Origin of the sequence: Xylanimonas ulmi (assembly GCF_004216535.1) — a bacterium.
In the GTDB taxonomy this organism is placed as follows: Bacteria; Actinomycetota; Actinomycetes; order Actinomycetales; family Cellulomonadaceae; genus Xylanimonas; species Xylanimonas ulmi.
This window is the reverse complement of sequence record NZ_SGWX01000001.1, coordinates 1254342-1280439: the sequence shown is the minus strand read 5'-3', so window position 1 is coordinate 1280439 and position 26098 is coordinate 1254342. Positions and strand designations below refer to the sequence as shown.

27 protein-coding genes and 1 riboswitch are annotated in these 26098 nt (G+C 74.6%); of the genes, 22 read left to right on the top strand and 5 right to left on the bottom strand.

Annotated features, from left to right (window positions below):
• Positions 1 to 6: 6 nt before the first annotated feature.
• Complete coding sequence (locus tag EV386_RS05880; RefSeq protein ID WP_130413188.1) at positions 7 to 2157, top strand: primosomal protein N' family DNA-binding protein; 2151 nt, start codon at positions 7 to 9, stop codon at positions 2155 to 2157.
• The gene (locus EV386_RS05875; RefSeq protein ID WP_130413186.1) at positions 2154 to 2795 is read left to right on the top strand and encodes an HAD family hydrolase; all 642 of its coding nucleotides are present in this window, start codon (positions 2154 to 2156) and stop codon (positions 2793 to 2795) included. The genes EV386_RS05880 and EV386_RS05875 overlap by 4 nt, the downstream gene beginning before the upstream one ends.
• A 54-nt stretch (positions 2796 to 2849) precedes the next feature.
• Here the strand turns inward: EV386_RS05875 and EV386_RS05870 are convergent, their stop codons facing one another.
• The gene (locus tag EV386_RS05870; RefSeq protein ID WP_130413184.1) at positions 2850 to 3716 is read right to left on the bottom strand and encodes a M15 family metallopeptidase; all 867 of its coding nucleotides are present in this window, start codon (positions 3714 to 3716) and stop codon (positions 2850 to 2852) included.
• Positions 3717 to 3781: 65 nt separating this feature from the next.
• On the opposite strand from EV386_RS05870, the gene fmt reads away from it, so the two are divergent.
• From fmt to EV386_RS05815, 11 genes are all read left to right on the top strand, one after another.
• On the top strand, positions 3782 to 4759 hold the full coding sequence (gene fmt / locus EV386_RS05865) for a methionyl-tRNA formyltransferase (protein ID WP_130413182.1): 978 nt from the start codon (positions 3782 to 3784) through the stop codon (positions 4757 to 4759).
• Positions 4756 to 6267, top strand: a complete 1512-nt coding sequence (locus tag EV386_RS05860) for an RsmB/NOP family class I SAM-dependent RNA methyltransferase (protein WP_130413180.1) — start codon at positions 4756 to 4758, stop codon at positions 6265 to 6267. Before fmt ends, EV386_RS05860 begins: the two co-directional genes overlap by 4 nt.
• A gap of 58 nt (positions 6268 to 6325) precedes the next feature.
• Complete coding sequence (rpe, locus tag EV386_RS05855) at positions 6326 to 6988, top strand: ribulose-phosphate 3-epimerase (RefSeq protein ID WP_130413178.1); 663 nt, start codon at positions 6326 to 6328, stop codon at positions 6986 to 6988.
• Between the two features lie 45 nt (positions 6989 to 7033).
• The gene (locus EV386_RS05850) at positions 7034 to 7543 is read left to right on the top strand and encodes a hypothetical protein (protein ID WP_130413176.1); all 510 of its coding nucleotides are present in this window, start codon (positions 7034 to 7036) and stop codon (positions 7541 to 7543) included.
• A gap of 91 nt (positions 7544 to 7634) precedes the next feature.
• Positions 7635 to 7766: riboswitch (FMN riboswitch) on the top strand.
• Between the two features lie 96 nt (positions 7767 to 7862).
• Positions 7863 to 9005, top strand: a complete 1143-nt coding sequence (ribD, locus tag EV386_RS05845) for a bifunctional diaminohydroxyphosphoribosylaminopyrimidine deaminase/5-amino-6-(5-phosphoribosylamino)uracil reductase RibD (RefSeq protein ID WP_242607846.1) — start codon at positions 7863 to 7865, stop codon at positions 9003 to 9005.
• Positions 9005 to 9607, top strand: a complete 603-nt coding sequence (locus tag EV386_RS05840; protein WP_130413174.1) for a riboflavin synthase — start codon at positions 9005 to 9007, stop codon at positions 9605 to 9607. Before ribD ends, EV386_RS05840 begins: the two co-directional genes overlap by 1 nt.
• On the top strand, positions 9604 to 11016 hold the full coding sequence (gene ribA, locus EV386_RS05835) for a GTP cyclohydrolase II (RefSeq protein WP_130413172.1): 1413 nt from the start codon (positions 9604 to 9606) through the stop codon (positions 11014 to 11016). The genes EV386_RS05840 and ribA overlap by 4 nt, the downstream gene beginning before the upstream one ends.
• Positions 11013 to 11543: a 6,7-dimethyl-8-ribityllumazine synthase gene (ribH, locus tag EV386_RS05830; RefSeq protein ID WP_130413170.1), complete on the top strand. Its 531-nt coding sequence runs from the start codon at positions 11013 to 11015 to the stop codon at positions 11541 to 11543. The genes ribA and ribH overlap by 4 nt, the downstream gene beginning before the upstream one ends.
• 129 nt (positions 11544 to 11672) lie before the next feature.
• Positions 11673 to 11936 carry a phosphoribosyl-ATP diphosphatase gene (locus EV386_RS05825; protein ID WP_130413168.1) on the top strand — a complete coding sequence of 88 codons (264 nt, stop codon included), beginning with the start codon at positions 11673 to 11675 and terminating at the stop codon, positions 11934 to 11936.
• A 56-nt stretch (positions 11937 to 11992) separates the two neighbouring features.
• Positions 11993 to 12841: an ATP phosphoribosyltransferase gene (gene hisG / locus EV386_RS05820; protein ID WP_130413166.1), complete on the top strand. Its 849-nt coding sequence runs from the start codon at positions 11993 to 11995 to the stop codon at positions 12839 to 12841.
• A 74-nt stretch (positions 12842 to 12915) separates the two neighbouring features.
• On the top strand, positions 12916 to 13326 hold the full coding sequence (locus EV386_RS05815; RefSeq protein WP_242607845.1) for a PH domain-containing protein: 411 nt from the start codon (positions 12916 to 12918) through the stop codon (positions 13324 to 13326).
• A gap of 104 nt (positions 13327 to 13430) precedes the next feature.
• Here EV386_RS05815 and EV386_RS05810 read toward each other — a convergent pair whose 3' ends face one another.
• Complete coding sequence (locus EV386_RS05810) at positions 13431 to 15431, bottom strand: DEAD/DEAH box helicase (protein ID WP_130413164.1); 2001 nt, start codon at positions 15429 to 15431, stop codon at positions 13431 to 13433.
• Positions 15432 to 15755: 324 nt separating this feature from the next.
• Here EV386_RS05810 and clsA point away from each other — a divergent pair, with 324 nt between their 5' ends.
• From clsA to EV386_RS05765, 9 genes are all read left to right on the top strand, one after another.
• The gene (gene clsA / locus EV386_RS05805; RefSeq protein ID WP_130416792.1) at positions 15756 to 16364 is read left to right on the top strand and encodes a cardiolipin synthase ClsA; all 609 of its coding nucleotides are present in this window, start codon (positions 15756 to 15758) and stop codon (positions 16362 to 16364) included.
• Positions 16361 to 17230, top strand: a complete 870-nt coding sequence (locus tag EV386_RS05800) for a DUF881 domain-containing protein (RefSeq protein ID WP_242607844.1) — start codon at positions 16361 to 16363, stop codon at positions 17228 to 17230. Before clsA ends, EV386_RS05800 begins: the two co-directional genes overlap by 4 nt.
• Positions 17227 to 17559 (top strand): small basic family protein, encoded by a 333-nt coding sequence (locus tag EV386_RS05795; protein ID WP_130413162.1) that lies wholly within the window; start codon positions 17227 to 17229, stop codon positions 17557 to 17559. Before EV386_RS05800 ends, EV386_RS05795 begins: the two co-directional genes overlap by 4 nt.
• A 2-nt stretch (positions 17560 to 17561) precedes the next feature.
• Complete coding sequence (locus EV386_RS18660) at positions 17562 to 18644, top strand: DUF881 domain-containing protein (protein WP_242607843.1); 1083 nt, start codon at positions 17562 to 17564, stop codon at positions 18642 to 18644.
• Between the two features lie 151 nt (positions 18645 to 18795).
• The gene (locus tag EV386_RS05785; RefSeq protein ID WP_130413160.1) at positions 18796 to 19293 is read left to right on the top strand and encodes an FHA domain-containing protein; all 498 of its coding nucleotides are present in this window, start codon (positions 18796 to 18798) and stop codon (positions 19291 to 19293) included.
• Positions 19290 to 20045, top strand: coding sequence for a transcriptional regulator FtsR (gene ftsR / locus EV386_RS05780; protein ID WP_242607842.1), 756 nt, complete (start codon positions 19290 to 19292; stop codon positions 20043 to 20045). Before EV386_RS05785 ends, ftsR begins: the two co-directional genes overlap by 4 nt.
• A 36-nt stretch (positions 20046 to 20081) precedes the next feature.
• A complete protein-coding gene (locus EV386_RS05775; protein WP_130413158.1) occupies positions 20082 to 20633 on the top strand; it encodes a bifunctional nuclease family protein in 552 nt (183 codons plus the stop codon).
• A 172-nt stretch (positions 20634 to 20805) separates the two neighbouring features.
• On the top strand, positions 20806 to 21405 hold the full coding sequence (locus EV386_RS05770; RefSeq protein ID WP_130413156.1) for a MerR family transcriptional regulator: 600 nt from the start codon (positions 20806 to 20808) through the stop codon (positions 21403 to 21405).
• A gap of 7 nt (positions 21406 to 21412) precedes the next feature.
• Positions 21413 to 22072 carry an MBL fold metallo-hydrolase gene (locus EV386_RS05765; RefSeq protein WP_130413154.1) on the top strand — a complete coding sequence of 220 codons (660 nt, stop codon included), beginning with the start codon at positions 21413 to 21415 and terminating at the stop codon, positions 22070 to 22072.
• A gap of 72 nt (positions 22073 to 22144) precedes the next feature.
• Here EV386_RS05765 and EV386_RS05760 read toward each other — a convergent pair whose 3' ends face one another.
• The 3 genes from EV386_RS05760 to EV386_RS05750 form a co-directional block, all read right to left on the bottom strand.
• The gene (locus EV386_RS05760; protein ID WP_130413152.1) at positions 22145 to 22642 is read right to left on the bottom strand and encodes a hypothetical protein; all 498 of its coding nucleotides are present in this window, start codon (positions 22640 to 22642) and stop codon (positions 22145 to 22147) included.
• Between the two features lie 105 nt (positions 22643 to 22747).
• Complete coding sequence (locus EV386_RS05755; protein ID WP_207216480.1) at positions 22748 to 24043, bottom strand: phospholipase D-like domain-containing protein; 1296 nt, start codon at positions 24041 to 24043, stop codon at positions 22748 to 22750.
• Between the two features lie 74 nt (positions 24044 to 24117).
• Complete coding sequence (locus tag EV386_RS05750) at positions 24118 to 25197, bottom strand: tyrosine-type recombinase/integrase (RefSeq protein WP_130413150.1); 1080 nt, start codon at positions 25195 to 25197, stop codon at positions 24118 to 24120.
• Between the last annotated feature and the right edge of the window lie 901 nt (positions 25198 to 26098).

Sequence of the window (26098 nt, the reverse complement as noted above, 5' to 3'; positions counted from 1 at the left end):
CGGGTCATGAGCTCCTCCGACGTCGTCGCGCCCGGCGCTGACGCCGCTGACGGGCAGGCTCAAGACGCGCTGCTCGCGCTGGCCGAGGTCGCGCCGCGACCCGCGAGGCGTCGGCGTGCGACGCCCCTCGGCGCGCAGGAGATGGCCGCCGACCTCCCCGTGGCGCGCGTGGTGCTCGACCTGCAGCCGGCGCACCTGGACCGCGAGTACGACTACCTTGTGCCCGCGGCCATGGCCGACGGCGTCCGTCCCGGCGCGCGGGTTCGCGTCCGCTTCGGCGCCCAGGAGGTCGACGGTTTCGTCGTGGCGCGCCTGGCCGAGTCCGACCATGACGGTCGTCTGGCGCCGCTGCGGCGGCTCGTCTCGCCCGAGCCGGTCCTGACTCCCGCGACGCTGCGACTCGCGCGCGCCGTCGCCGAGCGGTGGGCCGGGACGACCGCCGACGTGCTGCGGCTGGCCGTGCCGCCACGGCACGCGCGCACCGAGAGCCAGGAGGCGCCCACTCCGGACGACGTGCTCGGCGCGGCCCCCGCCGCGTGGGCGGGTCTGTGGTCCGACTACCGGGGCGGGGAGGCGTTCTTGGCGCACGTGTCGGGCGGTGGGGCGCCGAAGGCGGTCTGGACGCCGCTTCCGGGCCTGGCGGCGCCCGTCGCGCCGGGCGCCACACCCACGCTGCCGCACTGGGCGGCAGCCGTCGCCATGGCGGTGCGCGCGGCGGCGGCCGCGGGCCGTGGGTCGTTGGTCGTCGTGCCCGACGCGCGCGACGCCGCGCGGGTCGGCGCCGCGCTGGAGACGGCGGGGGCGCCCGGCGTCGTGCGCCTGCTCGCCGAGGACGGCGCCGCGCCCCGGTATCGGGCGTTCCTGGCCGCGGCGCGCGGCCACGCGCGGGTCGTGGTCGGCACGCGGGCGGCGATGTTCGCGCCCGTGGCCGATCTGGGGCTCATCGCGGTGTGGGGCGACGGTGAGGACACGCTCGCCGAGCCGCACGCGCCGTACCCGCACGCGCGCGACGTGCTGGCGCTGCGCAGCGACCTGGAGGGGGCGGCGTTCCTGCTCGGCTCGCCCGGGCGCACCGCGCAGGCGCAGGCGCTGCTGGACGGGTGGGCGCACGAGGTCGTCGCGCCCCGCGACGTGGTGCGCGCCCGGGCGGCGCGCGTGCGCGCGCTGACGTCGGTCGAGCTGGCCTCCGAGGGGCCCGGCGCGGGCGCGCGCATCCCGACGGCGGCGTGGCGCGCGGCGCACGACGCGCTCGCGCACGGCCCCGTGCTCGTCCAGGTGCCGCGCACGGGCTACCTGCCGGTCGTCGCGTGTGCGGCCTGCCGCACGCCCGCGGCCTGCGAGGCGTGCCACGGTCCGCTCGGGCTCGGCGATGCGGGCGCGGCGCCGCAGTGCCGGTGGTGCGGTCGGCTCGCGGGCGCGTGGCGGTGCGGGGAGTGCGGGGCGACGGGGCTGCGGGCCGTGCGCGTCGGCACCGAGCGCACCGCAGAGGAGCTGGGCCGGGCATTCCCGGGCGTGCCCGTGCGCGTGTCGGCCTCCACGGCGCCCGGCGGCGTGCTCGACCGGGTGCCCGCGCGCCCCGCAGTCGTCGTTGCGACCCCCGGCGCCGAGCCCGTCGCCGACGGCGGGTACACCGCGGCCCTGCTGCTAGACGCCGCGGTCGCGACCGCGACACTCGGCCTGGCGACCGGAACCCGCGCCCTGCACCGCTGGCTGGCGGCGGCCCACCTGGTGCGCCCGGCGAGCGCGGGCGGCCAGGTGCTGCTCGTGGGCGACGCCGCGCCGGGCCCGACCGGCGCATTCGTGCGCTTCGACCCGGGCGGGTTCGCGGCGCGCGAGCTCGCCGAGCGCGTCGAGCTCGCGCTGCCGCCCGCGGTGCGCGTCGCGTCAGTGACGGGCGACCGCGCGGCCGTGGGCGCTGTTGTTGGCCGGGTCGACCTGGCCACGCCCGCCACGACGCTCGGACCCGTGGAGACCGAGCCCGACGGCGTCGGCGACGGCAGCCTGTTCGACGCCGTGCCCGTGCGCGTCGTCGTGCGCGTGCCCCCGCGGGACGGGCTGGAGCTGGCCCAACAGCTGCGGGCCTCGCTGGCCGTGCGATCGGCGCGGCGCGAGCCGGGTACCGTGCGGGTGCGACTCGACCCCGAGGAGATGGTGTGACGCCCCGCACGCAGCCCGACGTGATCGACACGGTCGTGTACGACTTCGGCAACGTCCTGGTGCGTTGGGACCCGCGCGGCGCGTACCGGGGCGTGGACCCGGCAAAGGTCGAGGCGTTCTTCGCGTCGTTTGACTTCGCGGCGTTCAACCAGCGCATGGACGCCGGAGCTGAGCCCTTCGCCGCCGCCCGCGCGCGGGCCGCGGCGGCCACGCCCCGCTGGGCGCCGTTCCTCGACACCTACCTGGAGAGGTACGCCGACACCCTCGCCGGCCCGGTCGAGGGCTCCGCTGAGCTCGTGGGCGAGCTGCGCGGCCTGGGCCTGCGGCTGTACGGCCTGACCAACTGGTGGGCCGAGACGTTCCACCACGCCGAGCCCGCCGCCCCTGCGATCGGCCTCATGGACGGCGTCGTCGTGTCGGGGCGTGTGGGGATGGCCAAGCCCGACCCCGCGATCTTCCGCCACCTCGCCGCGCTCTACGGCGTGACACCCACGCGCGCGGTGTTCGTCGACGACTCGCCCGTGAACGTCGCCGCGGCCGCGGCCCTCGGCTTCCACGCGGTGCGCTTCACCACCACCGCGGCGTTGCGGCGTGCGCTGGTGCGCTTGGGCGTGGGGGTGCGCCCACCGTCCGACTGAGTCTGAGCATCGTCGGCTGTGCGTCGCCACCTGTGGGCGAAGGTCCGCCGGTGATCAGCCCGCGTCGGCGTAGGTGGGGGCGGCGGGCAGCCCGAGGTACTCCTCGACGCTCGCCGCGCCCGAGGCCGCGAGCGCGGACGCCGGCTCAACGCCCACATATCTCAGGTGCCATGGCTCGGGTGTGTAGCCGGTCACGGCCTCCTGGCCGTTCGCGTACCGGACCACGAACCCGAACCTGGCGGCGTTGTCGGCAAGCCACGCGGCCTGGGGCGTCTCGGCGAAGCAGTCGAAGTCCTGGCAGGCGCCGCCGACGGGCATCACGTCGACCGCCAGGCCCGTCTGGTGCTCGGAGTGCCCGGCGCGCGCGGACTGCGCGTCCGCCGCCGCCGCGCCGAGCGCGCGCTCCCACGCCGCGTGCGTGGCCTCCTGGTCGGCGTAGGAGCGATAGCCGCTGCGGGCGCGCACCGGGACGCCGGCCGTCGCCGCCGCTGCCGCGAGGCCCGCGAACGCGTCGGCCGCCGGTGCGCGCAACACCACGCCGTCGACGGCGCGCAGGTCGGTGGGCTCGTAGGTGAGCGGCGCCAGGGGGCGGCGCTTGTTGACGACGACCAGCAGGCTCGCCGCGTCGTCGGCGCGCGCCCGCCAGTCCTGGACGCTCTCCCGCGCGGGGCCGTGGGGCGTCGGGAGCGGCGCGACGGAGTCCGGGAAGGGCCGGGGCCGCACGGCGGCCGACGCGCGCTCGGCCACCGCGCGCTCGGCCAGCGCCGGCGCGGCGACGGCGGGCGCGGCGGTCAGGGGCGAGAGGCCGGACGTCGCGGTCGAGCCGAACGCCATCGGGCCGAACGCGAGGGCTCCCACCGTCAGCACACGCCCCGCACGCGCCGCCAGGACGCGGTAGGGACGCACACGAGCCGCAGACACGTCGTCAGACGCTACTCGCCCGCGCCCGCGGCCTCCACGGCGGCGGACGAACGTAGGATCGCGGGGTGCGTCTGCTCTTCGCCGGAACCCCTGAGGCCGCCGTCCCGTCGCTTGAGGCCCTGCTCGCCTCCCGCCACGAGGTCGTCGCCGTCCTGACGCGCGCCGACGCGCCCGCCGGGCGCGGGCGAAAGCAGGCGCCGTCGCCCGTGCGCGTCGCGGCCGAGGCCGCGGGCGTGCCCGTCATCACCGACGTCCCACGCGGTGAGGAGTTCGTCACCCTCCTGCGCGACCTCGACGTCGACGCGGCGCCCGTGGTCGCCTACGGCCACCTGCTGCGCCCCGACGTGCTCGCCGTGCCCCGCCGCGGCTGGGTCAACCTGCACTTCTCGATCCTGCCCGCCTGGCGCGGCGCCGCGCCTGTGCAGCGCGCCCTCATCGCCGGGGACGAGATCACCGGCGCCACCACATTCCTTCTCGACGAGGGCATGGACACCGGCCCGGTGCTCGGCACGCTGACCGAGACCGTCCGGCCCCGCGACACCTCGGGGGACCTGCTCGACCGCCTCGCGCACGCCGGCGCGGGCCTGCTCGTGGCCACGCTCGACGCGCTTGAGGCCGACGACCTGATCCCGCAGCCGCAGCCGGGCGACGGGGTCAGCGCCGCGCCCAAGCTCACCACCGCCGACGCCCGCGTCGACTTCCACACCCCGGCGCTCGCGGTCGACCGGCTCGTGCGCGGCTGCACGCCCGCGCCGGGCGCCTGGACCACCGTGCCCGGGCCGGACGGCGCCGCCGTGCGCCTGGGCCTGGGGCCCGTGACGCCCCGGCCCGACGTCACCGACCTGCCGCCTGGGCGGGTGCGGCCCGCCAAGCGCGAGGTGCTCGTGGGCACAGCGACACACGCGGTCGAGTTGGGTCTGGTCCAGCCCGTGGGCAAGCGGCCGATGGCAGCGCCTGACTGGGCGCGTGGGGCGCGCCTGACACCGGACACGACCCTCGGCGTCGCGCCGGAGGCCGCGGCCGTGACGGAGAGCGCACGATGAGCGACGAACGCCGTGACAGCCGCGGGCGTCAGCGCGGCGCGGCCCGGGCGCGCGGTGAGCGCACCCGCACCGCGCAGGCCCCTTCGCAGCGTCGGCGCGGCTCCGACCCGGCGCGCACGGCGGCGTTCGACGTGCTGCGTGAGGTCGACGCCTCGGACGCCTACGCCAACCTGGTGCTGCCGCCCCTGTTGCGCGAACGCGGTGTGACGGGACGCGACGCCGCGTTCGCCACCGAGCTCGCCTACGGCACGCTGCGCCTGCGCGGGCGCTATGACGCGATCCTGGCCCGTTGCGTGGACCGGCCGCTCGACCGGCTCGACCCACCGCTGCTCGACGTGCTGCGCCTGGGCGCCCATCAGGTCCTCGGCATGCGTGTGCCCCAGCACGCGGCCGTCTCCGAGACGGTGGGCTTGGCGCGCGAGCGCGTGGGGACGGGCCCGGCGCAGATGGTCAACGCCGTGCTGCGCAAGGTCGCGCGCACACCGCTGCCGGAGTGGCTCGACCTGTTGCGCGCTGCCGCCCCGGACGCCGTGACCGCCTCCGCCGTCGTCGGCTCGCACCCCGTGTGGATCGCCCGGGCGCTGCGTGAGGCGCTCGCGGGCGACGGACGCGATCCGGCCGAGCTCGACGCGCTCCTGGAAGCCGACAACACCGCGCCGCGCGTCACGCTGGTCGCCCGCCCCGGCCTGGTGAGCGTCACCGAGCTGCGCGGGCAGGCGCCCGACGGGATGCGCCTGGACTCCGGCCGGTGGGCGCCGACGGCGCTGGTGCTGGGCGGGCAGGATCCGCTGCTCCTGCCCGCGGTCGCCGACGGTCGCGCGGGCGTCCAGGACGAGGGGTCCCAGGTCGTGGCCCTCGCGCTGGCCGCGGCGCCGCTCGAGGGGCGTGACGCGCGCTGGCTCGACCTGTGCGCCGGTCCGGGCGGCAAGGCGGCGCTGCTCGCGGCGCTGGCCGCCCAGCGCGGGGCGACGCTGGTGGCCAACGAGGTCGCGCCGCATCGCGCACGCCTGGTCGCCAAAGCGCTGCGCGCCGTGCCCGACGGCGTCGTGGAACGCGTGCGCACCGGTGACGGGCGCGAGGTCGGCGAGCAGGAGCCCGGCGCGTACGACCGAGTGCTGGTCGACGCGCCCTGCACGGGGCTGGGCGCGCTGCGCCGCCGGCCCGAGTCACGCTGGCGGCGCACTCCCGCGGACCTGTCGGCCCTGACCGGGCTGCAGCGCGAGCTGCTGTCCTGCGCGATCGACGCCGTGCGCGTGGGCGGGGTGGTCGCGTACGTGACGTGCTCGCCGCACCTGGCCGAGACCCGCCTGGTCGTCGACGACGTGCTGCGCCGCCGCCGCGTCGACGGCGTGCCCGATGCCGAGCGCATCGACGCGCCGGCCGCGCTGCGCGCGGTCGTGGCGCCCGGCGTCGACCTGCCGCTGGGGGACCGGGCGGACGCCCAGCTGTGGCCGCATGTGCACGGCACCGACGCGATGCACCTGACCTTGGTGCGCAGAGTGCGCTGACGGCTCGCGATCCGCCGCCACCCGTCGACCCCACGCAGCTCCCCCTACGCTGTTGGCCATGGCAGCCTTGATCAGCCCGAGCATCCTGTCCGCAGACTTCGCGAACCTCGAGCGTGACCTGCACGCCATCGCGTCGGCCGACTACGCGCATGTGGACGTCATGGACAACCACTTCGTGCCGAACCTGACTCTGGGCCTGCCGGTGTTCGACCGCCTCGCCGCGATCTCGCCGCTGCCGCTCGACGCGCACCTCATGATCGACGACCCCGACCGTTGGGCGCCCGCCTACGCCGAGGCCGGCGCCGCGTCCGTCACGTTCCACGCCGAGGCCGCGCAGGCGCCCGTACGCCTCGCCCGCGAGCTGCGCCGCCTGGGCGCCCGCGCCGGCGTCGCCCTGCGCCCCGCCACCACCGTCGAGCCGTTCCTCGACCTGCTCGCCGAGGTCGACATGATCCTCGTCATGACCGTCGAGCCGGGCTTCGGCGGTCAGTCGTTCATCGAGGGCACGCTGCCCAAGATCCGCCGCGCCCGCCAGGCCATCAGCGCCGCGGGCCTCGACGTGTGGGTGCAGGTCGACGGGGGCGTCTCACGCGCGACCATCGAGCGTGCCGCCGACGCCGGCGCCAACGTGTTCGTCGCAGGCTCCGCCGTCTACGGCGCCGACGACCTACCCGCCGAGATCGCCGCGCTGCGCGCGCTCGCCGACGCGCACCCGCACTGACGAGTCCGCACAGCCCGCCTGACAAGGCCGACACGGGAGGCAGCCATGGTCCGAAGGACGATCACGACGCTCACAACCCTCGTCGGGGCGCTCGCTGCGGCGCTCGCGGTCGCCGGCGGTTGTGCCGCCACCGGCCCCGGCGAGGCGTGCGTGGACTGGGTGACCTTCGACACCCCCGCGGCGGCCGCGCAGGGCCACCTCGTGGTGCGCGGCGACGTCGTCGGGCCGGCGGGCTCGACCACGGCCTTCGGTGTGCGGGCCCAGCGCTGGGAGCTGGACGTCCAGGCCGTCCTGGCCGGTGACGGAGCGGAGCCGGGGGAGCGGATCACCGTCACGTCGACCCCCGTGACGTGCGACGGCTCGGGAGAGCGCTACCCCGGCGGCGACCCGCTCGACACCGACCAGACGGTCGTGGTGATCCTGCAGCGGTCCCCGGCCGACGCGTCGGTGGGCGAGCCGGGCGGGCTGCGCACCGTCACGCCCTTCGACGGCGTCGTGCCGCCCGCCGCGGACGGCGGACTGCCTGACGCGTGGCCCGCAGGCCACCGCCCGTAGCCGCCCCTGCCCGCCCGCGCCGTCTCGTGCTCCGGACGGCGCGCGACCGCACGTTGCGCGCACAGGCCCTCGCCTGGCAGCATCGGGTCCAAACATGCTCCGGGGTCGGTGAAATTCCGAGCCGGCGGTGACAGCCCGCGAACCACACGAGAGCGATCTGGTGTGGCCGACCTGGTGGAACTCCAGGGCCGACGGTGAGAGTCCGGATGGGAGGAAGCATGGGCGGCGTGCGCCATCGCGCGCCGTGACACGCCGCGGCGTGCCCTTGCGGGCATGCCGCCGGTCGTGGACCCCGGAGCGCCGAGGCTCCGGAGGACCGATGGGCACGACGCCAACGCACGTGGCGGACCTCGCCGCCGCGATGGACCGTGCGCTCACGCTCGCCGCCCGTGGACCCGCGCACGGCCCCAACCCGCGCGTCGGCTGCGTGCTGCTCGCCCCCCAGCGGCCCGGGGACGTCGCGCGGCGCGTCATCGGCGAGGGCTGGCACCGCGGAGCGGGGACCGACCACGCCGAGGTCGCCGCGCTCGCCGACGCCCGCGAGCGCGGGAACGACCCCCGCGCTGCCACCGCCGTCGTCACGCTCGAACCCTGCGACCACACCGGCCGCACGGGCCCGTGCGCGCGCGCCCTGCTCGACGCGGCCGTCGCCGAGGTGGTCTACGCGCTCGACGACCCCGGCCAGGCGTCGGGCGGGGGAGCCCAGACCCTGCGCGCGCACGGAGTCCTCGTCAGCGGCGGGCTGCGCGCCGCGGCGTCCCTCGACCTCGTGCGCGCCTGGCGCCACGCCCTGCGCGCCGCACGCCCCTACGTCACCCTCAAGCTCGCCACCACGCTCGACGGACGCGTCGCCGCCCCCGACGGCACGAGCCGCTGGATCACCGGCCCCGCCGCGCGCGCCCACGCCCACGCCGTGCGCGCCACGGTCGACGCCATCGCCGTCACCACGGGTACCGCGCTCGCCGACGACCCCGCCCTCACCGCGCGCACGCCCGACGGCGCCCTCGCCGGCCACCAGCCCCTGCGCGTCGTCGTCGGCCACCGCGACCTGCCGCCCGGCGCCCGGCTGCACGGTCCCGGGGGGCAGGTCGTGCGGCTGCGCACCCACGACGCGGCGACCGTGCTCGCCGCGCTGCACGAGCGCGAGGTGCGCCACCTGCTCGTCGAGGGCGGACCCGCGCTCGCCACCGCGCTGCTCGCCGCCGGCGTCGTCGACGAGGTGCACGCCTACCTCGCCCCCGTCCTGCTCGGCGCCGGACCCTCCGCCGTCGCCCCGTTCGGCGTCACCACGTTGTCCGGCGCACCCCGCTGGCGAACCGTCAGCGTCCAGCGCCTCGGCGACGACGCCCTGCTCGTCGCACGCGCCGAGCCGACCGAGCCCGTCGACCCCACCGAGCCAGCCCACGTCAGCGAGCCGGCCCATCCCACAGACCCCGCCCACACCACCGGCAAGGAGCACTGATGTTCACCGGAATCGTCGAGGAGCGCGGCCGCGTCCGCGCCCTCGAACACCGCGGAGACGGCCGCGACGCCGTGCTCACCATCGAGGCCGACCACGTCACCGCCGACGCCCGGCACGGCGCCTCCATCGCCGTCGACGGCGTCTGCCTCACCGTCGTCGACCTGCCCGGCGGCGCGTTCACCGCCGACGTCATGCCCCAGACCCTGCGCCTGACCACGCTCGGCGCACTGCGGCCGGGCGCACAGGTCAACCTGGAGCGCGCCGTGCCCGCAGCCGGACGGCTCGACGGGCACGTGGTCCAAGGCCACGTCGACGGCGTCGCCACACTCACGTCGCGCACCCCCGGGCCACGCTGGGACGAGCTCACCTTCGACCTGCCCGAGCCTCTGCGCCGCTACGTCGCCCCCCAGGGCTCCATCGCACTCGCCGGCGTCTCCCTCACCGTCACCCACGTCACCACCACCGGGTTCGGCGTCGCCCTCATCCCCACCACCCTCGCCGCCACCACCCTCGGCGCCCTCCAACCCGGCGACGGCGTCAACGTCGAGGTCGACGTGCTGGCCAAGTACGTCGAACGCATGCTCGCACTGGGGGAGCGGTGACCGCCCCGACGGCCCCCGCCGGCCCACCACAACCCGCGGGGCGCGGCGACGCCGTCGCGCGGGCGCTGGCGGCGCTCGCGGCCGGTCTCCCGGTGCTCGTGGCCGACGCCGAGGATCGCGAGGCTGAGGTCGACGTCGTCATGGCCGCACGCCACGCCGAGGAGCGCTGGGTCGCCTGGACTGTGCGCCACACCTCGGGATACCTGTGCGCGCCCATGCCCGCCGCGCGGGCCGACGCGCTCGGCCTGCCGCTCATGGTGACCGACAGCCGCGATCCGCGGCGCACCGCCTACACGGTCTCGGTCGACGCGGCGTCGGGCGTGACCACGGGCATCAGCGCGGCCGACCGCGCCCGGACGCTGCGCGTGCTGGCGGACCCGACGACCGCGCCCACCGACCTGATCCGGCCGGGCCACGTGCTGCCGTTGCGCGCCGTGCCGGGCGGCGTCCTGGAGCGGCCGGGGCACACCGAGGCCGCGGTCGACCTGGTCCGGGCGGCCGGCGCGGGCGAGGTCGGGCTGATCGGCGAGCTCGTGCGCGACGACGGCGCGATGGTGCGGCTGGCTGAGGCGCGCGCGTTCGCGGCGGCCGAGGGCCTGGAGCTGCTGACCATCGCCGACCTCGTCGCGTGGCGGCGTGCGCACGAGGACACGAGCCCCCGGGTGGTCGAGCCTGTCGAAACCACCCCCCGCTGGGTTTCGACAGGCTCAACCGGCGCGGGCCCCCAGCGGGTTTCGACAGGCTCAACCAGCGCCGGCCCCCAGCGGGTTTCGACAGGCTCAACCGGCGCGCGGGTCGAGCATGTGGCGCAGGCGCGGCTGCCCACCGAGCACGGCGTGTTCCGGCTGCACGCCTTCCGCGACGCGCACACGGGCGACGAGCACGTCGCGCTCGTCGCGGCCGGCGCGCAGCCGGACGCCGTGCCGTGGGTGCGGGTCCACTCGGAGTGCCTGACGGGGGACGCGTTCGGCTCGCTGCGCTGCGACTGCGGACCGCAGTTGCGGGCCTCGCTGCGCGCCGTCGCGCAACACGGCGGCGCCGTCGTCTACGTGGGCGGGCACGAGGGCCGTGGCATCGGGCTGGCAGCCAAGGTCGCCGCCTACGCGCTCCAGGACCAGGGCCGCGACACCGTCGAGGCCAATGTGGACCTGGGCCTGCCGATCGACGCGCGCGAGTACGGCGCGGCGGCGGCGATCCTGCGCGCCCTCGGCCTGGAGCGCGTGCGCCTGTTGAGCAACAACCCGCGCAAGGCCGAGGGACTGCGCGCCGCGGGCGTCGACGTCGTCGGGCGTGAGCCGATCGAGGTCGGCCTGGGGCCCGAGAACGAGCACTACCTGACCACCAAGAAGCTGCACATGGGCCACCTGCTGACGCTGGGCGGCCCCGAACCGACGAAGGAGAGCCGATGAGCGGCGCCGGAGCACCCACCCTGACCGTGGACGGACGCGGGTTGCGCGTCGTGGTCGTCGCGGCGAGCTGGCATACGCAGGTCATGGACGGTCTGCTCGACGGCGCGCGGCGCGCGCTGGGCGACGCGGGGGTCGAGAAGGTGACCGAGGTGCGGGTGCCCGGCTCGTTCGAGCTGCCCGTCGCCGCCTCGCGGGCCGTGGCCGCAGGCGCGGACGCCGTCGTCTCGCTGGGCGTCGTGATCCGCGGGGGGACGCCGCACTTCGACTACGTGTGCTCGGCCGCGACGACGGGCCTGACCGAGCTGTCGGTGCGCACGGGTGTCCCGGTGGGCTTCGGTGTGCTCACCTGCGACGACGAGGCGCAGGCGCTCGACCGTGCGGGGCTGCCCGGCTCAGGGGAGGACAAGGGCTACGAGGCCGCGCAGGCGGCGGTCGCGACGGTCGTGGCGCTGCGCGCGGCGTTGCCCGACGGCGATGTGGCCGGCCGCGGCCGGTACGAACTGCACCGCCAACTGCGCGGGTTGTGACCGGCGGTCAGTGAGTCGTCTTCTTCCAGGAGGAAAATAGTGTGCCAAGCGCCTCCAGCACCCGCACCCCGCGCGCCGCCCAACGAACCCAGGCCCAGAGGAGGGGGTCGGGTCGCCTACGCTTGGCCCGTGAAGACCTTCGACTCGCTGTTCGCCGAGCTGACCGAGAAGTCCGTGACCCGCCCGGAGGGCTCGGGCACCGTCAAGGAGCTCGACGCCGGCGTCCATGCGATCGGCAAGAAGATCGTGGAGGAGGCCGCCGAGGTCTGGATGGCGGCCGAGCACGAGGGTGACGACCGGGCCGCGGAGGAGATCTCGCAGCTGCTCTACCACCTGCAGGTGCTCATGGTCGCCAAGGGCCTGACGCTCAAGGACGTGTACGCGCATCTGTGAGCGGCGCCGCCGCACGTCCGCCGTCGTCCACCCTGACCACCCGAACGAGGTCCCAGATGCTGCGCATCGCCGTGCCCAACAAGGGCTCCCTGTCCGAACCCGCCGTCGAGATGCTGCGGGAGGCGGGCTACAAGCAACGCCGTGACTCGCGCGAGCTCGTGCTCGCCGACCCTGACAACGACGCCGAGTTCTTCTTCCTGCGCCCGCGCGACGTCGCGGTGTACGTGGGGGAGGGCACCGTCGACGCCGGAATCACCGGCCGCGACCTGCTGCTCGACTCGGGCGCCGACGCCGTCGAGCACCTGCCGCTCGGCTTCGCGCGCTCGACCTTCCGCTTCGCGGCTCCGGCCGGCGCGCTGAGCGACGTCGCGCAGATCGCGGGCAGGCGCGTCGCGTCGTCGTACACCACGCTCGTGGGGCGCCACCTGGCCGACCAGGGCGTCGAGCCCGCGGCGATCGTGCACCTCGACGGCGCGGTCGAGAGCTCGGTCCAGCTCGGCGTGGCTGATGTGATCGCCGATGTCGTCGAGACCGGCACGACGCTGCGCGCGGCAGGGCTTGAGGTGTTCGGCGAGCCGATCCTGCGTTCGGAGGCCGTGCTGATCCGCCGAGCCGACGCCGACGCCACCAACGGGATCTCGGTGCTGACCCGGCGTCTGAAGGGCGTCCTGACCGCCCGCCAGTGGGTTCTCATGGACTATGTGGTGCCCAACGACCTGCTTGAGGAGGCCGTCAGCATCACGCCGGGGTTCGAGTCGCCCACGGTCTCGCCGCTGCACGAGTCCGGGTGGTCGGGTGTGCGCGTCATGGTCGAGCGCTCGACCATGAACCGCACCATGGACGCGCTGTACGACGTCGGCGCGCGCGGTGTCCTGATCACCTCGATCCTCGCCAGCCGACTCTGACGGAGGCGAGCGCCACGTCCCCCAGCGAGCTGCGCGCGTTCCGCCCCCTGTGGGCGACGGTCGCGGCATGGCTGGTGGGCGCGCTCGCCGTCGGCGGATCGCTGTTCGTCGGCCTGTCGGCGCGAGCGCCGCTCGCCTCGGCCGCCGCCAACACGTGGAGCTTCGTCGCGTTCGCCGCGGTGGTCGCCGTGCTGCTGTGGCGGCTCGGGGGCGTGCGCGCGACGCCCTCGGCGGACGGGCTCGTGGTGCGCAACATCCTGCGCACCCGTCGCCTCGCGTGGGCCGAGATCGTGGCCGTGCGGATGACGCTCGGCGATCCGTGGGTGGTGCTCGACCTCGCCGACGGCACCACGCTCCCGGTCATGGCCGTTCAGCGAGCAGACGGTGAGCGCGGCATGGCCGAGGCGCGACGCCTGTCGACGCTCGTTCGCCGGTGGGGCGAGACGCCAGAGCCTGGCTCGTCGGAGCCGGATGCCCCGCAGTAGCGCGATCCCGCGGAACCGCGGATGACGGCGGTGGCCCTGGCTCCCGCAGGAGCCAGGGCCACCGCCGTGTCAGGTGAGGGTGGGCGCCCGGTGGGCGCGCGGGCTCACCAGCGCGGCTTGCGCGCGCCGAACGACGCGCGCTCGGTGCGCGGGCCCCGCTCCGGGCGGTCGGCGTGGTCGTAACGCGGTCGCTCGTCGCGGTCGGACCGGGCGGGACGCTCGTCGCGGCTCGGGCGCTCGAAGCGCGTGTGGCGCTCGGTGCGCGGACCGCGCAGACCGCCGTCCGCGGGGGCGCCGCGGTCGACGGTGATGCGCAGCGCGCGGCCGGCCACACGCGCGCGCCCGAGGCGGTCGAGCTGCGTGTCCGTCAGCGGCGCCGTGATGTCAACGAGCGAGAACGAGGCGAAGATGTCGATCTTGCCGACGTCGGAGCCCGTCAGGCCGCCCTCGCCGGTCAGCGCGCCCACGATCCCGCCCGGGTTGACGCCGTCCTTGTGGCCGACCGACACGCGGTACCGCGTGCCCGCCGCAGGACGGCGGATGCTGGCGCCGCGCGTGAAGGGACGCTCGTCGCCGTCGCGCGCGGGGCGGCGGTCGGGGCGCTCGAACCGGTCTCCGCGAGCGCCGCGCCCGTCACCGACCTCGCGCTTGCGGGTCTCACGGGCCTGGCGCGCGGCGCGCCCCTCGGCCTGCTCCCGCTCGTATTCCTCCTGCTCGGCGCGCATGCGCGGACCGTCGTCGCCGACGGCGAGCGCGAGGAGCGTCGCGGCCAGGTCGACGGCCTGGGCGCCGTCCACGGCGCCGGGCTGCTCGCCGTCACCGACCGTGACGAGGTCGCGCACGAGCTGGGCGTACAGGTCGAGGCGGCCGGCCTGGCGGCGGTCGGGAACGCTGTCGAGCAGGCGGCGGGCCTTGTGGGCGGAGACGTCGCGCGGCGAGGGGATCTCGGTCTCCTCGATCTTGGCCTTGATGGTGGCCTCGATGTGCTTGAGCTTGCCGCGCTCGTGCGGGGTGACGAACGAGACGGCACGGCCGGTGCGCCCGGCGCGGCCGGTGCGCCCGATGCGGTGCACGTAGGCCTCGGGCTCGCGCGGGATGTCGAAGTTGACGACCAAGCCGATGCGGTCGACGTCCAGGCCGCGGGCGGCGACGTCGGTGGCGACGAGCACGTCGAGGGCGCCCGAGCGCAGGCGCTCGACGATCTTCTCGCGCTCCTTCTGGGCGACGTCGCCGGAGATGGTGGCGGCCGAGATGCCCTTCTCGATGAGCGCGGCGCCGACCTCCTCGGCCGCGGAGCGGGTGCGGGTGAAGACGATGGCGGCGTCGACGTCAGACGTGGCCAGGATGCGGGTCAGGGCGCCGACCTTGTGGCGGAAGGGCACGATCGCGTAGGTCTGGTGGACCGAGGACACGGTCGAGGACTGGCGTGCGACGGCGACCTCGACGGGGTCGGTGAGGTGGGCGTCGGCGACGGCGCGGATCGCGGGCGGCATGGTGGCGGAGAAGAGCGCGACCTGTCGCTTGGCGGGCGCCTTGGAGAAGATCTGGTCGACGTCCTCGGCGAAGCCCATGCGCAGCATCTCGTCGGCCTCGTCGAGCACCAGGAAGCGCACCTCGTCGAGCACGAGCGCACCGCGCTCCATGTGGTCCATGATGCGCCCGGGGGTGCCGACCACGACGTGGACGCCGTCGCGCAGCGCGCGCTGCTGGGGCACGTAGGGCGCGCCGCCGTAGACGGACAGGACGCGCAGGCCGGGCAGGTGCGTGGCGAAGGACTCGATGGCCTCGGACACCTGGATGGCCAGCTCGCGCGTCGGGGTCAGGACGAGTCCCTGCAGGCGTGGGCGGCCGCCGTCGTCGTCGATGGAGGCGAGCAGCGGGAGGCCGAACGCCGCGGTCTTGCCGGTGCCGGTCTGGGCGACACCGGTGATGTCGCGGCCGGCGAGCAGCGCCGGGATGGCCTGGGCCTGGATGGCCGAGGGGGTCGTGAAGCCGAGGTCGGCGACGGCGGCCTCAAGGGCCGCGGGCAGGCCGAGGGTGTCGAACCCGGGCAGAGCCGGGGTCTCGGGCTCGGCGGGCATGACGACGTCAGGGCTGGTGGGCATAGGTGCACCGTTTCAGTTCGGGGAGCGGGAGTCCTGTCCGTCACAGTGGACGGGCGGTCGCGGCTCCCGGAACACAGACACACACATGCCCGCTTCCATGCCGAACTGGCGGGGGGAAGGGGCGCACGACAATGCGGGAAGGGCGACGAACTCCGAAGAGGTCAGTCCATTCTACGCGCACGCAGCGCCACGGCGCGGTTCGATCGGCGGTGAGGTCGGTCACCGCGATAGGTGCGTCGCTGAGGGCGACCGCGTCGGGTGTCTACGCTGGTGCCCTGAGCGACGCCGCAAGGGCGCGCCGAAGCAGAGAACAGGACGGTGGCCGTGCAGGAGGATCAGGAGATCGGCTCCTCGGTCTGGACCGTGCCCAACCTCATCAGCCTGCTGCGCCTGGCGATGGTGCCCGTGTTCGCGGTGCTGATCGTCTCCCACCACGACGTGTGGGCGCTTGCCGTGCTCGCGTTCTCCGGGTTCACCGACTGGCTCGACGGCAAACTCGCCCGCCGTCTGCACCAGGTCAGTCGGCTGGGCCAGATGCTCGACCCGGCGGCCGACCGACTCTTCATCTTCGTCACCCTCCTGGGCCTGGCCTGGCGCGACGTCGTGCCCGTGTGGCTCGTCGTCGTGATCGTCGGGCGCGACCTCATGCTCACCGGGCTCATCCCGGTGCTCGCGCGCCACGGCTACGGCCCCCTTGAGGTGAGCCTCGTCGGGAAGGCGGGCACGTTCGCGCTGCTGTACGCGTTCCCGCTGCTGCTGCTCGCCGAGGCGTCGGGCGCCCTCGGCACGGCGGCGCACATCGTCGGGTGGGCGTTCACCTGGTGGGGCGTCGCGCTGTACTGGCTGGCCGGTGTCCAGTACGTCGGACAAGCCCGGGCGCTCTTGGCCGAGGACGCCGCCCCCCAACCCGGTCAGACGGCGGGGCGCGCGTGACGCCCCCCGCTCCGGGCACACGCCCGCCGCGCCGCCTCGACGAGTCCATGACGCTGCTGATCGAGGTCATGGAGAAGCCGCTCGACCCCGGCTACGCGCAGGCCGCGGCCCAACGGCGGGCGGCACAGGAGGCGGGCTCCGTCCGGCGCCGCTCACCGGGCACGTGGGTCGGGATCGTCGCGCTGGCCGTCGTCCTCGGTGGCGCGAGCGCGACGGCGTCGCAGCAGCTGCGGGTGCCCCAGCCCGCCGTGACCGAGACGCGCACGGTGCTCGAACGGCAGATCACCGAGCGCAACGACCAGGTCGCCCGGCTGTCCGCGAGCGCCGAGGAGCTCTCGCGCGAGATCGCCGACCTCCAGCGCTCGGCTCTTGAGACGCAGGACCCGGGTCTGCTTGACGTCATCAGGCGTGATGCCCTGCACAACGGGACGGATGCGGTGCGCGGCCCCGGCCTGGTCGTGTCGTTGACCGACGGTGGCGGCGGACTGGTCGGGGAGCCCGATCCGAGCGCGCGCGTCAAGGACGTGGACTTGCAGACGGTGGTCAACGCGCTGTGGGACGCGGGCGCGGAGGCGATCAGCGTCGACGACCAGCGGCTCACGTCGCGTTCGTCGATCCGTAACGCGGGTCTCGCCGTGCTGGTGAACCTCGTGCCGTTGCCGGGCCCGACGTACGTGGTGCGGGCGGTGGGTGACGCGGAGGCCATGCAGGTGCAGTTGGCGCGTTCGGGCCTGGGCGACTACCTGCAGGTTTTGGGCTCGACGTACGGGATCCGGTCCTCGACGGTGGCCCAGTCGACCCTCGATCTCCCGGGCGCGGGTGTGCAGCCGTTGCAGCATGCGCAGCCGGTAGGCTCCGAGCCATGATCGCCGTCGTCGGGCTCATCGTGGGCGTGGTCGCGGGGCTGTTCTTGCAGCCGACCGTCCCTGTCGCACTTCAGCCGTACCTGCCGATCGCCGTGGTCGCGGCGCTCGACGCCCTGTTCGGAGGCTTCCGGGCCATGCTCGACGGCCTGTTCGACGACCGGGTGTTCTTGGTCTCGTTCCTGTCGAACGTGGTGGTGGCGGCGTTCATCGTCTTCCTCGGCGATCAGCTCGGCGTCGGCTCGCAGCTGTCGACCGCGGTGGTCGTGGTGCTCGGCATCCGCATCTTCTCGAACGCGGCCGCGATCCGCCGCCACCTGTTCAAGGCGTGAGCGTGGCGGGCGACGTCGAGCGGCGGGACGGCTCCGAGCCGGAGCGGGACGAGTCGTCGGCGGTGGGCGCCACGCCGCCCGAGGATCCGCCCGCGCCCGATCCGGAACAGTGCGACGACGACAACGACACCGTGGCTGACAACGAGGGCGACAGGGAGGGTGACGGCCACACGTCGGCGCCTGATCGGCAAGCCGGGGACGCCACCCCTGACGACGTCGGCGCCGAGGTCGCCCCGGACGCGGAGCCAGCGTCGGAGCCGGACGTCCCCAGCGAGCCCGAGCCCGAGGCTGCGGCTGAGCCCGAGGCTGCGGCGGCCGGTGAGGACGCCGCGCGACCAGACGCGGGCCGCGAGCGCCCCCAGACGGCGCCGTACCGCCGTCTGGCGCGGGCGATGCGCCCGACGTTCTCCCGCTCACAGCTCCTCGCGGGGCTGCTGTGCGCGCTGCTCGGGTTCGCGCTGGTCGTGCAGGTGCGCCTGTCGGGCCAGGATGAGCTCGCCTCGCTGCGCCAGGACGACCTGGTCCGCCTGCTGGACGAGGTGACCGGTCGCGCCGACCAGCTCGACGCTGAGGTCTCGCGACTCCAGGCGAGCCGGGACGAGCTCGCCTCCGGCACCGACAAGGCGCAAGCCGCGCTTGAGCTGGCCCGGCAGCGGGCGACGTCCGAGGGCATCCTCTCGGGTCGGCTGCCGGCCGAGGGTCCCGGGGTGCTGGTCGAGATCCGCGACCCGCAGCGCGCGCTGCGCGCGTCGCACATGTTCAACCTGCTTGAGGAGTTGCGCAACGCCGGGGCCGAGGTGGTGCAGGTCAACGACGTGCGGCTCGTGACGACGTCGTCGTTCATCGACATGGGCGGCGCGATCCAGGTCGACCGCACGCCGCTCGCCCCGCCCTACCGGTGGACCGTCATCGGCGACCCCGCCACGCTCGACCGCGCGCTGGAGATCCCGGGCGGCGCCCTGCCCACGATCCGGCAGGAGGGCGCGTTGGCCACCACCACGCAGATGGACACGGTGACCATCGACGCGACCGTGCCGCTGCGCGACCCGCAGTTCGCCCGTCCGATGGAGCCCGAGGACGGCTGACACCGCCCGGCGCCGTCCGATGCGCCCGAGAGGCGACACGACCTGGCGATTCACTCGGTCAGGGCGGACTATGGGTTCTCGCTCCGCCCCGTGTCGGGGTAGGTTGAATGGACGATGGCGCAGCCCGCACGGCGATCTCTTTGGAGGACTGATGACGGACCCCGGCTCTCTGCCGCAGCCCCCCGCCACTGACGTCACAGCCACACTCGGACGGATCGTCCCCCCGGTCACCGAGGAGCTCGTCTCCCGACTGGCGCTGACGTCCGAGGACGCGGCGGCCGTCGTCGCGCTCCCGCGCCACTCCGCGCTGCTGGTGGTTCAAAGGGGCGCCGGGGTGGGGGAGCGGTTCCTGCTCGACACCGACCGCGCCGTCGCGGGCAGGTCGGAGCAGGCCGACATCTTCCTCGACGACGTCACCGTCTCGCGCAAGCACGCCGAGTTCGTGCGCGAGGGCGATCGGTTCGTGGTGCGTGACATCGGCTCGCTCAACGGCACCTACGTCAACCGGCAGCGCATCGACGTCGCCGTGCTGACCACGGGCGACGAGGTCCAGATCGGCAAGTTCCGCATGTCGTTCCAGGCGAGCCCGCAGGCCGTCCACGCACCCCAGCCCACGCAGGCGCCGGGGGACGCGGCGCCCGGCTCGTGACGCCGCTGCCCGCGCGCGCCGAGCTCGCAGGGCTGGCGTCCCACGAGACGCACGAGCCGTGGCCGCGCGGCATCTCCCGCCACGCGACCATGCGCATCTCCGACGTGCTCGCGGCGCTTGAGCCTGAGTTCGGCGGGATCAGCCACTCCAAGTTGCGGTTCCTCGAGGAGCAGGGCCTCATCCACCCTGTCCGCACGCCCGCCGGATACCGTCAGTACAGCCCCGCCGACGTCGAACGTCTGCGGTTCGTTCTGACCGAGCAGCGTGACTCCTACCTACCGCTGAAAGTCATCAAAGAGCGTTTGGCCGCGATGGACGCCGGCGAGCCCGCCCCCGGGCCGTCGCCGCGCCTGGCTGGCGGCACCGCCGTCGCCGGTGATGGGTCGCGCCGCGTGTGGACCACCGCGTCAGTCGCTGAGGCCACCGGCGCCGATCCGGCGTTCGTCGACGACCTCGTCCAGGCGGGGCTGCTGCACCCCGCCCCCGGCGGTCGGCTCGACGCCGGCGCGCCCGACGTCGTCAAGCTCGCAGCCCAGCTCGCCGAGCACGGGATCGAGCCGCGGCACCTGCGTCCCCTGCGCGCCTCCGCCGAGCGTCAGGTCGCGTTGGTCGATCAGCTCGTCGCCCCGCGCCGCCGCCAGCAGACGCCGTCCGCGCAGGCTCAGGCGGCGTCGCTCGCGAGCGAGGTCGGCGAACTCCTCGCGCGCCTGCACTCAACCTGGCTGCGTCGTGGCGTCGACGACCTCGCCTAAGCACGCGCGACCGAGACCCGGCGTAGCGTGAGTCCCATGGGCGACGGACCCTTCGACGAGCCGGTGACTCCCGGTGAGTTCCCCATGGTGCCGGTCGAGGTTCTTGGTGTGCGCCAGCAGCAGCGCGGCCCCGACGTCGAGAACGAGATCGTGGTCCTGCTCCTCGACGCCGCGGCCGACCTCGCCGTGCCCATCGTCATCGGACCCCGCGAGGCGTCCGCCATCGCGATGGCGCAGGCCGGGCTCGTCACCCCGCGGCCCATGACCCACGACCTCATGCGCGACCTGCTCCAAGCGGTCGGGGTCGAGTTGGAGCGGGCCGAGATCGTCGCCCTTGACGGCGGCATCTTCTTCGCCGAGTTGGTGCTGTCGAACGGCAAGCGTGTCGACTCCCGCGCCTCGGACGCCATCGCCCTGGCCGTGCGCACCGGCTCACCCGTGCTGTGCTCGGCCGAGGTCGTCGCCGCGGCGGGCATCGAAGTGGTCGACCTCGAGCAGCAGCGCGAGGTCGAGCGGTTCCGCGACTTCCTCGAGCACGTCGAGCCCGAGGACTTCTCCGGCCCGGGCTCGGGCCGCCCCGAACCGTGACCTCACCCTCAACGTGAGGGTGAGACTTTCGGGACGAATCACGTCAACCGGGCGCCTCAACCCTCAAGTCGAGGATGAAGGCCACGACACGCCGAGGCCTGTGGGCGCGTCGTCGTTGTGCTGACCTGCTCCCCGGCCTAGCGTGGAGGCAGACATCCCACAGGAGGCACGAGTGAACAGCAGCGGTGAGGCAAGCGTCGCGGCAGGCACGCCGGTCGGCGCCGTTGCGCACGGCGCTCAAGGGCTCCTCTTCGGTGACGACCTGACGGAGCAGGACGCCGCCACCGGCTACCGCGGGCCCACGGCCTGTCGCGTCGCCGGGATCACGTACCGGCAACTCGACTACTGGGCGCGCACCGGGCTCGTCGAACCCTCGATCCGCCCCGCGACAGGGTCGGGCACGCACCGGCTCTACAGCTTCCGGGACATCCTGGTGCTCAAGGTCGTCAAGCGCCTGCTCGACACCGGGGTCTCGTTGCAGCAGATCCGCACGGCCGTCACGCACCTGCGCGAGCGCGGCGTCGAGGACCTCGCCCAGATCACCCTCATGAGCGACGGGGCCTCGGTCTACGAGTGCACGTCGGCCGACGAGGTCGTCGACCTCGTCCAAGGCGGGCAAGGCGTGTTCGGCATCGCGGTCGGGCGAGTCTGGCGCGAGATCGAGGGGACGCTCTCCCAGATGCCCACCGAGACCCTCGGCGACGAGGAGTTGCAGATGCCGCAGGAGGGCGACGAGCTCGCGGCCCGCCGCGCCAAGCGTCAGGCCGTCTGACCGCGCGATGCGACTGACATTCCACGGCCACGCCTGCGTGCGCCTCGACCACGCCGACACGGCGCTGGCGATCGACCCGGGCTCCTTCTCACAGGCCGCGAGCGCCCTCGACGGGGCCAGCGCCATCCTGATCACGCATGACCACGCCGACCACATGGACGTCGACGCCCTCACGGCGGCGCTGACCGCCAACCCCTCGCTGGAGGTGTACGCGAGCGGCCCGGCCGCGCAGTCACTGCGCGCGGGCGGCGCGCCCGTCGGCGCCGTGCACGCCGTGGAGCCAGGGCAGGAGTTGACGCTGGGCGGGGCGCGCATCGTCGTCGGCGGGGGAGCGCACGCGCTCATCCATTCGAAGATCCCACAAGCGGTCAACGTGACCTTCTTGGTGGAGTTGGACGGGCGCGTCGTCTATCACCCCGGGGACTCGTTCGACCCTCCCGGCCGCGACGTCGATGTGCTCCTGACGCCGGTGTCGGGTCCGTGGATGAAACTCGCCGAGGCGATCGACTATGCGGCCTCCGCACGTGCGCCGTACGTGGTGCCGATCCACGACGTGCTGCTGAGCGAGGTCGGGAACCGCATGGCGCAGCGACACGTGGGCGACCGCGACCTGGCGGGTAAGCACGAGTACCGTCGGCTCGCGCTCGGACAGTCGCTGTCGGTCTAGCGACCTCGCTCGGCCGCCGCCGTGGGTTCGGCGCCATCGGCGCCGGTCTGATGCGGCCGCCGTGTGCCCTGTTCAGCCGCCGACGAACATGGAGACGGACAGTTCGGAGCCCGCCGCCTGGCACGGCTCGTCGAGCGCGCGAAGGGCGTCGCCCCAGGCGTTTGACCGGATGGCGAACGGCTCGGCCCACGCTCCGGCCTTGACCTCCGAGACGGTCCCCTGCAGCGCGGCGACCCCCTGGCTGACCGCGCTGTCGCCGCCGGAGGGGATGCGGTGGAGCACTCGCGTGGCGACGGCATACCAGCCCTGCTGCTCCTGGTCGGATATGCGGCCCTCGCGCAGGGCGATGTCGGCGTTCTCCACGATCGATTGGGCGTCCGAGACAGCCGCGCACGCCGCGGTGTCCTGCGCCGCGTCGTGCGTGGGGTCGTCGTCCGTCGCCGCGTCTTCGGAGGCGTCCGCCGGGGTCTGCGCCCCAGGGGGTTCGGGCTGAGCGCCGCCGTCGCACCCGGCCGCCGCCAGCGCCATCACCAGTAGAGCCGAGGCTGTCGCCGCCCGCGCTGCTCGCATGCACCCACCCCTTCGTGAACCCTGTCGGCCCCGAGAGTACACAGACTCCGGAGCTGACTCGCGGGGGCGTCGGCCACAGCGTCGACGCCGTCGCCTCGGCCACCGCTACAGCAGGGGAGCGAGGGGCGAGACCAGGCGTTCACCGACCTTGTTGAGCCGGGGGCGCGCCTCCCACTCGTCTCGCGTCAGCTCACGCGCGTTGGTCAGATCCATGGCGAAGACCCGTTCGAGCGTGGCGGCGACCTCGGCGTCGACGATCTCGAGGTTGATCTCGTAGTTGCCCGTCAGGGAGAGCCGGTCGATGTTCGCGGTGCCCACCGTGGACCAGCGCCCGTCGACCGTGGCGGTCTTGGCGTGGATCATCGCGTCGGTGTAGAGGAAGATCCGCACCCCGCCGCGCAGGAGCGTGCTGTAGTGGCCGCGGGCGAGCCAGTCGGCGACGACGTGGTTGGACCGCTCGGGGACCAGCACCCGCACGTCGACGCCGCGTGCGGCCGCGTCGAGCAGGGCGCCGAGGATCTCACGGTCGGGGATGAAGTACGCCTGGGTGATCTGGACATGGCTCGTCGCCCGGCCGATGGCGTCGAGGTAGACGTTGCGGATCGGGAACACGAGGTCGCTGGGGGAGTTGCGCGCCGCGCGCAGCTGCGGCAGCCAGTCGGTGCTCCCGACGTCGCGCAGCACGGGCAGGCTGGGCGTGCGCCAGCGGTTCCAGAAGTCGACGAACGCGTTGCGCAGCTCCCAGACGGCGGGGCCCGAGAGGCGCACGTGGGTGTCACGCCAGTGGCGCGCGTACAGCGAGCCGATGTTGTACCCGCCCACGAACCCGATCTCGTCGTCGACGACCAGGAGCTTGCGGTGGTCGCGGCCCGAGGCGCGCAGGGGCGAGACGAGCAGCCCGGCGCGTACCCAGGGGAAGCGCAGCACGTGGATGCGTGGGTCGAGGTGGAAGAACGAGCGCGGCACCACGAGGTTCGCGAACGCGTCGTAGACGACGTAGACCTCCACGCCCCGTGCCGCGGCGGTCTCGAGCGCGTCGCGGAACCGGCGCCCGACGTCGTCGCCCTTCCAGATGTACGTCTCGAACATGACGTGGCGCTGGGCGGCGGCGATGGCGTCGAGCATCGCCGCGTACAGGTCGTCGCCGAAGGTGTAGACCGTCGTCGTCGTCGCGCCAACGGGGTTGTCGACCGGGGGCGCGGTGGGGAAGGGCGCGTCGAGCGGGTGCGCGTGGCGGCGCAGCCGCTCGGCGACCATCAGGGCCAAGCCCGTCGCCACCGGGATCGAGGCGGCGACCAGTCCGGCGCGTGCGGCCGCGCGACGAACGCCAGCCCAGCCGACGCCTGGCGGCGTGACCGACAGGCGGGGGAGCCGCGCGGTCAGGTCGGAGAGACGGGGCACCCGCTCAGGCTAGCCCGCGGGCCTGTTGGACGCAGGGCAGACGAACACGTCGTCGCAGGTCGAGCGGCCCTTGGTCAGTCGTGCTCGTCCAGCGCGTCGACGCCAGGCGCCTCGCGGCCGAGAGCGGCCGAGAGGGGGTGAGCCCGGATCGCCGCGGCGAGCTCGCCCTCGATGCGGTCGAGGTACACGCCGGTGGTGGCGATGGACGCGTGCCCGAGCAGCTCGGCCACCACCTTGACGTCCCACCCCTGGGCCACCAGCAGCGTCGCAGTGGTGTGGCGCAGCGCATGCGGCGTGGCGGGCCGGCGGTAGGCGGCGGGCATTCGCTCGACCGCACGCGCGAGCAGGCCGCGCACGGTCTGCGGGTCGGCCCGGCGCCCGCGCCAGGTGAGCAGCAGCGCGCGCTGGGCGTCGTCGTCGTGCGCACGCCGTGCGGCCAGGCGTGGGCGCAGGTGCGCGAGGTACTCCTCGAGCGTCGACGCGAGCGGCGGGCTCAGCGCGACGGTGCGGACCGCGCCGCCCTTGCCCACGATGCGCCACCGCGTCTGGTCGGGCTCGCGGGCGAAGTCCGCGACGTCGGCTCCGGAGAGCTCGGAGACGCGTGGCCCCAGCACCAGGAGGAGGGCGACGGCCAGCCGATCACGCAGCGCGAGGTCCTGGTCCGCGCGCGGGGAGGGGCGGGATGACCCGTCGCCGGTCGTGGCCAGCAGCGCCTGTGCCGCGGCGGCCGACAGCGCCGTGCGCGCCACGCGCAGGCCGCCGCGCACACGCGCAGGTGGGGCGGCCCAGAGCATGGGATCGGCCTGGACCCAGTACTCGCGGGCCGCGTGCGCGAAGAAGCGGCTCGCCGACTGCCGGAACCGGTTGACCGTCGCGGTCGATCGCCCGGGGCCGGACTTGCGGGAGGGCTCGGAGTACCGGCCGTCGGGGCGCGACTGGTAGGTCACGAGCGCGTCGTCGACGTCGTCGCCGGTGACGTCGTCGAGCACACGGCCGGGACCGAGCAGCGCGGCGAGCTCGCGCACGTCCCGGGCGTAGCCGCGCGCGGTGGTGGGGGACAGGACGCCGCGCACCGCGTCCTTCTGGACGGCGGCGAGGTAGCGGTCGGCGGCCTGAGCGACGGTGAGCAGGGTCAGGCGGGGCGGGGCGACCAAGGGACGGACCTCCTGCGAGCCAGCGGCGAGATGGCGGGGCGGAGGCGCGCGGCCCGCCGACCTGCGACGATGGGCGCAACGGTAGGCGTTGGGTCCGACAGAGGGTCCGCCCGTGACGTTATGTCAGAGCGTTGTGTTGTGCTATACACACTAGTTTGCGTTGTTTGTCCGATTCGCGACAAGAGGCCCGCTCGCCGCATTCCGTGCGACGCCGGCCGCGGATGGCTCCGGGCCCGCCAGCGGTCGGTCGGAGACGACGGCGATCGCCCACCGCGCACAGCGCCCGCGCCGCAGTTCACCAGGCCTTGGGGGCTTCGACGGCGAGGCGATGGGGGCGACTCGCCAGGGCTCAGTCGGGTCGAACGCGCCGGGCGCGCGACGTCCGTCGAGGCAAGCCATGAGCGTCGGCCGGCACGTGGCCCGCGACGCGACCTGGCCGTGGCCTGCCGTGGCGACCAGGAGGTCACCGCGCCAGCGCCGACCCGCGGGGCCGCCTGTCGGGCGGGGACGGCGGCAAGGGAAGGCATCGATGGCGTCAGGCTCATGGAGGCGTCACGACCGCCTCAGGGCGATGGGGAGCGGCCGTCGCGGTGCCTCTCGTCTTCTAGATGACATAATGCGCATTATCGGTGTGCGACTAGGACGAGTCGAAACAGATGAGAGGACTCGTCTCAGAGGTGCGTCGTCGGCCACTACCAGCTGTCCGTGACCTGGCCCGACGGGCGCCTCTGTGTCTCCTGCCGGATGGCGGCGATGCGCACGACAGGGATCTGCGCCTGCGGCCACGAGGGCGGCGCGCACCTCCACGTTGCGCCTTACCGTTCGGAGTCACGGAGATGCGCCCAAGACCCCAACCACTCCGGCCACCCCGACACAGCGGCGCGTGCGTCGCAACAGGCGG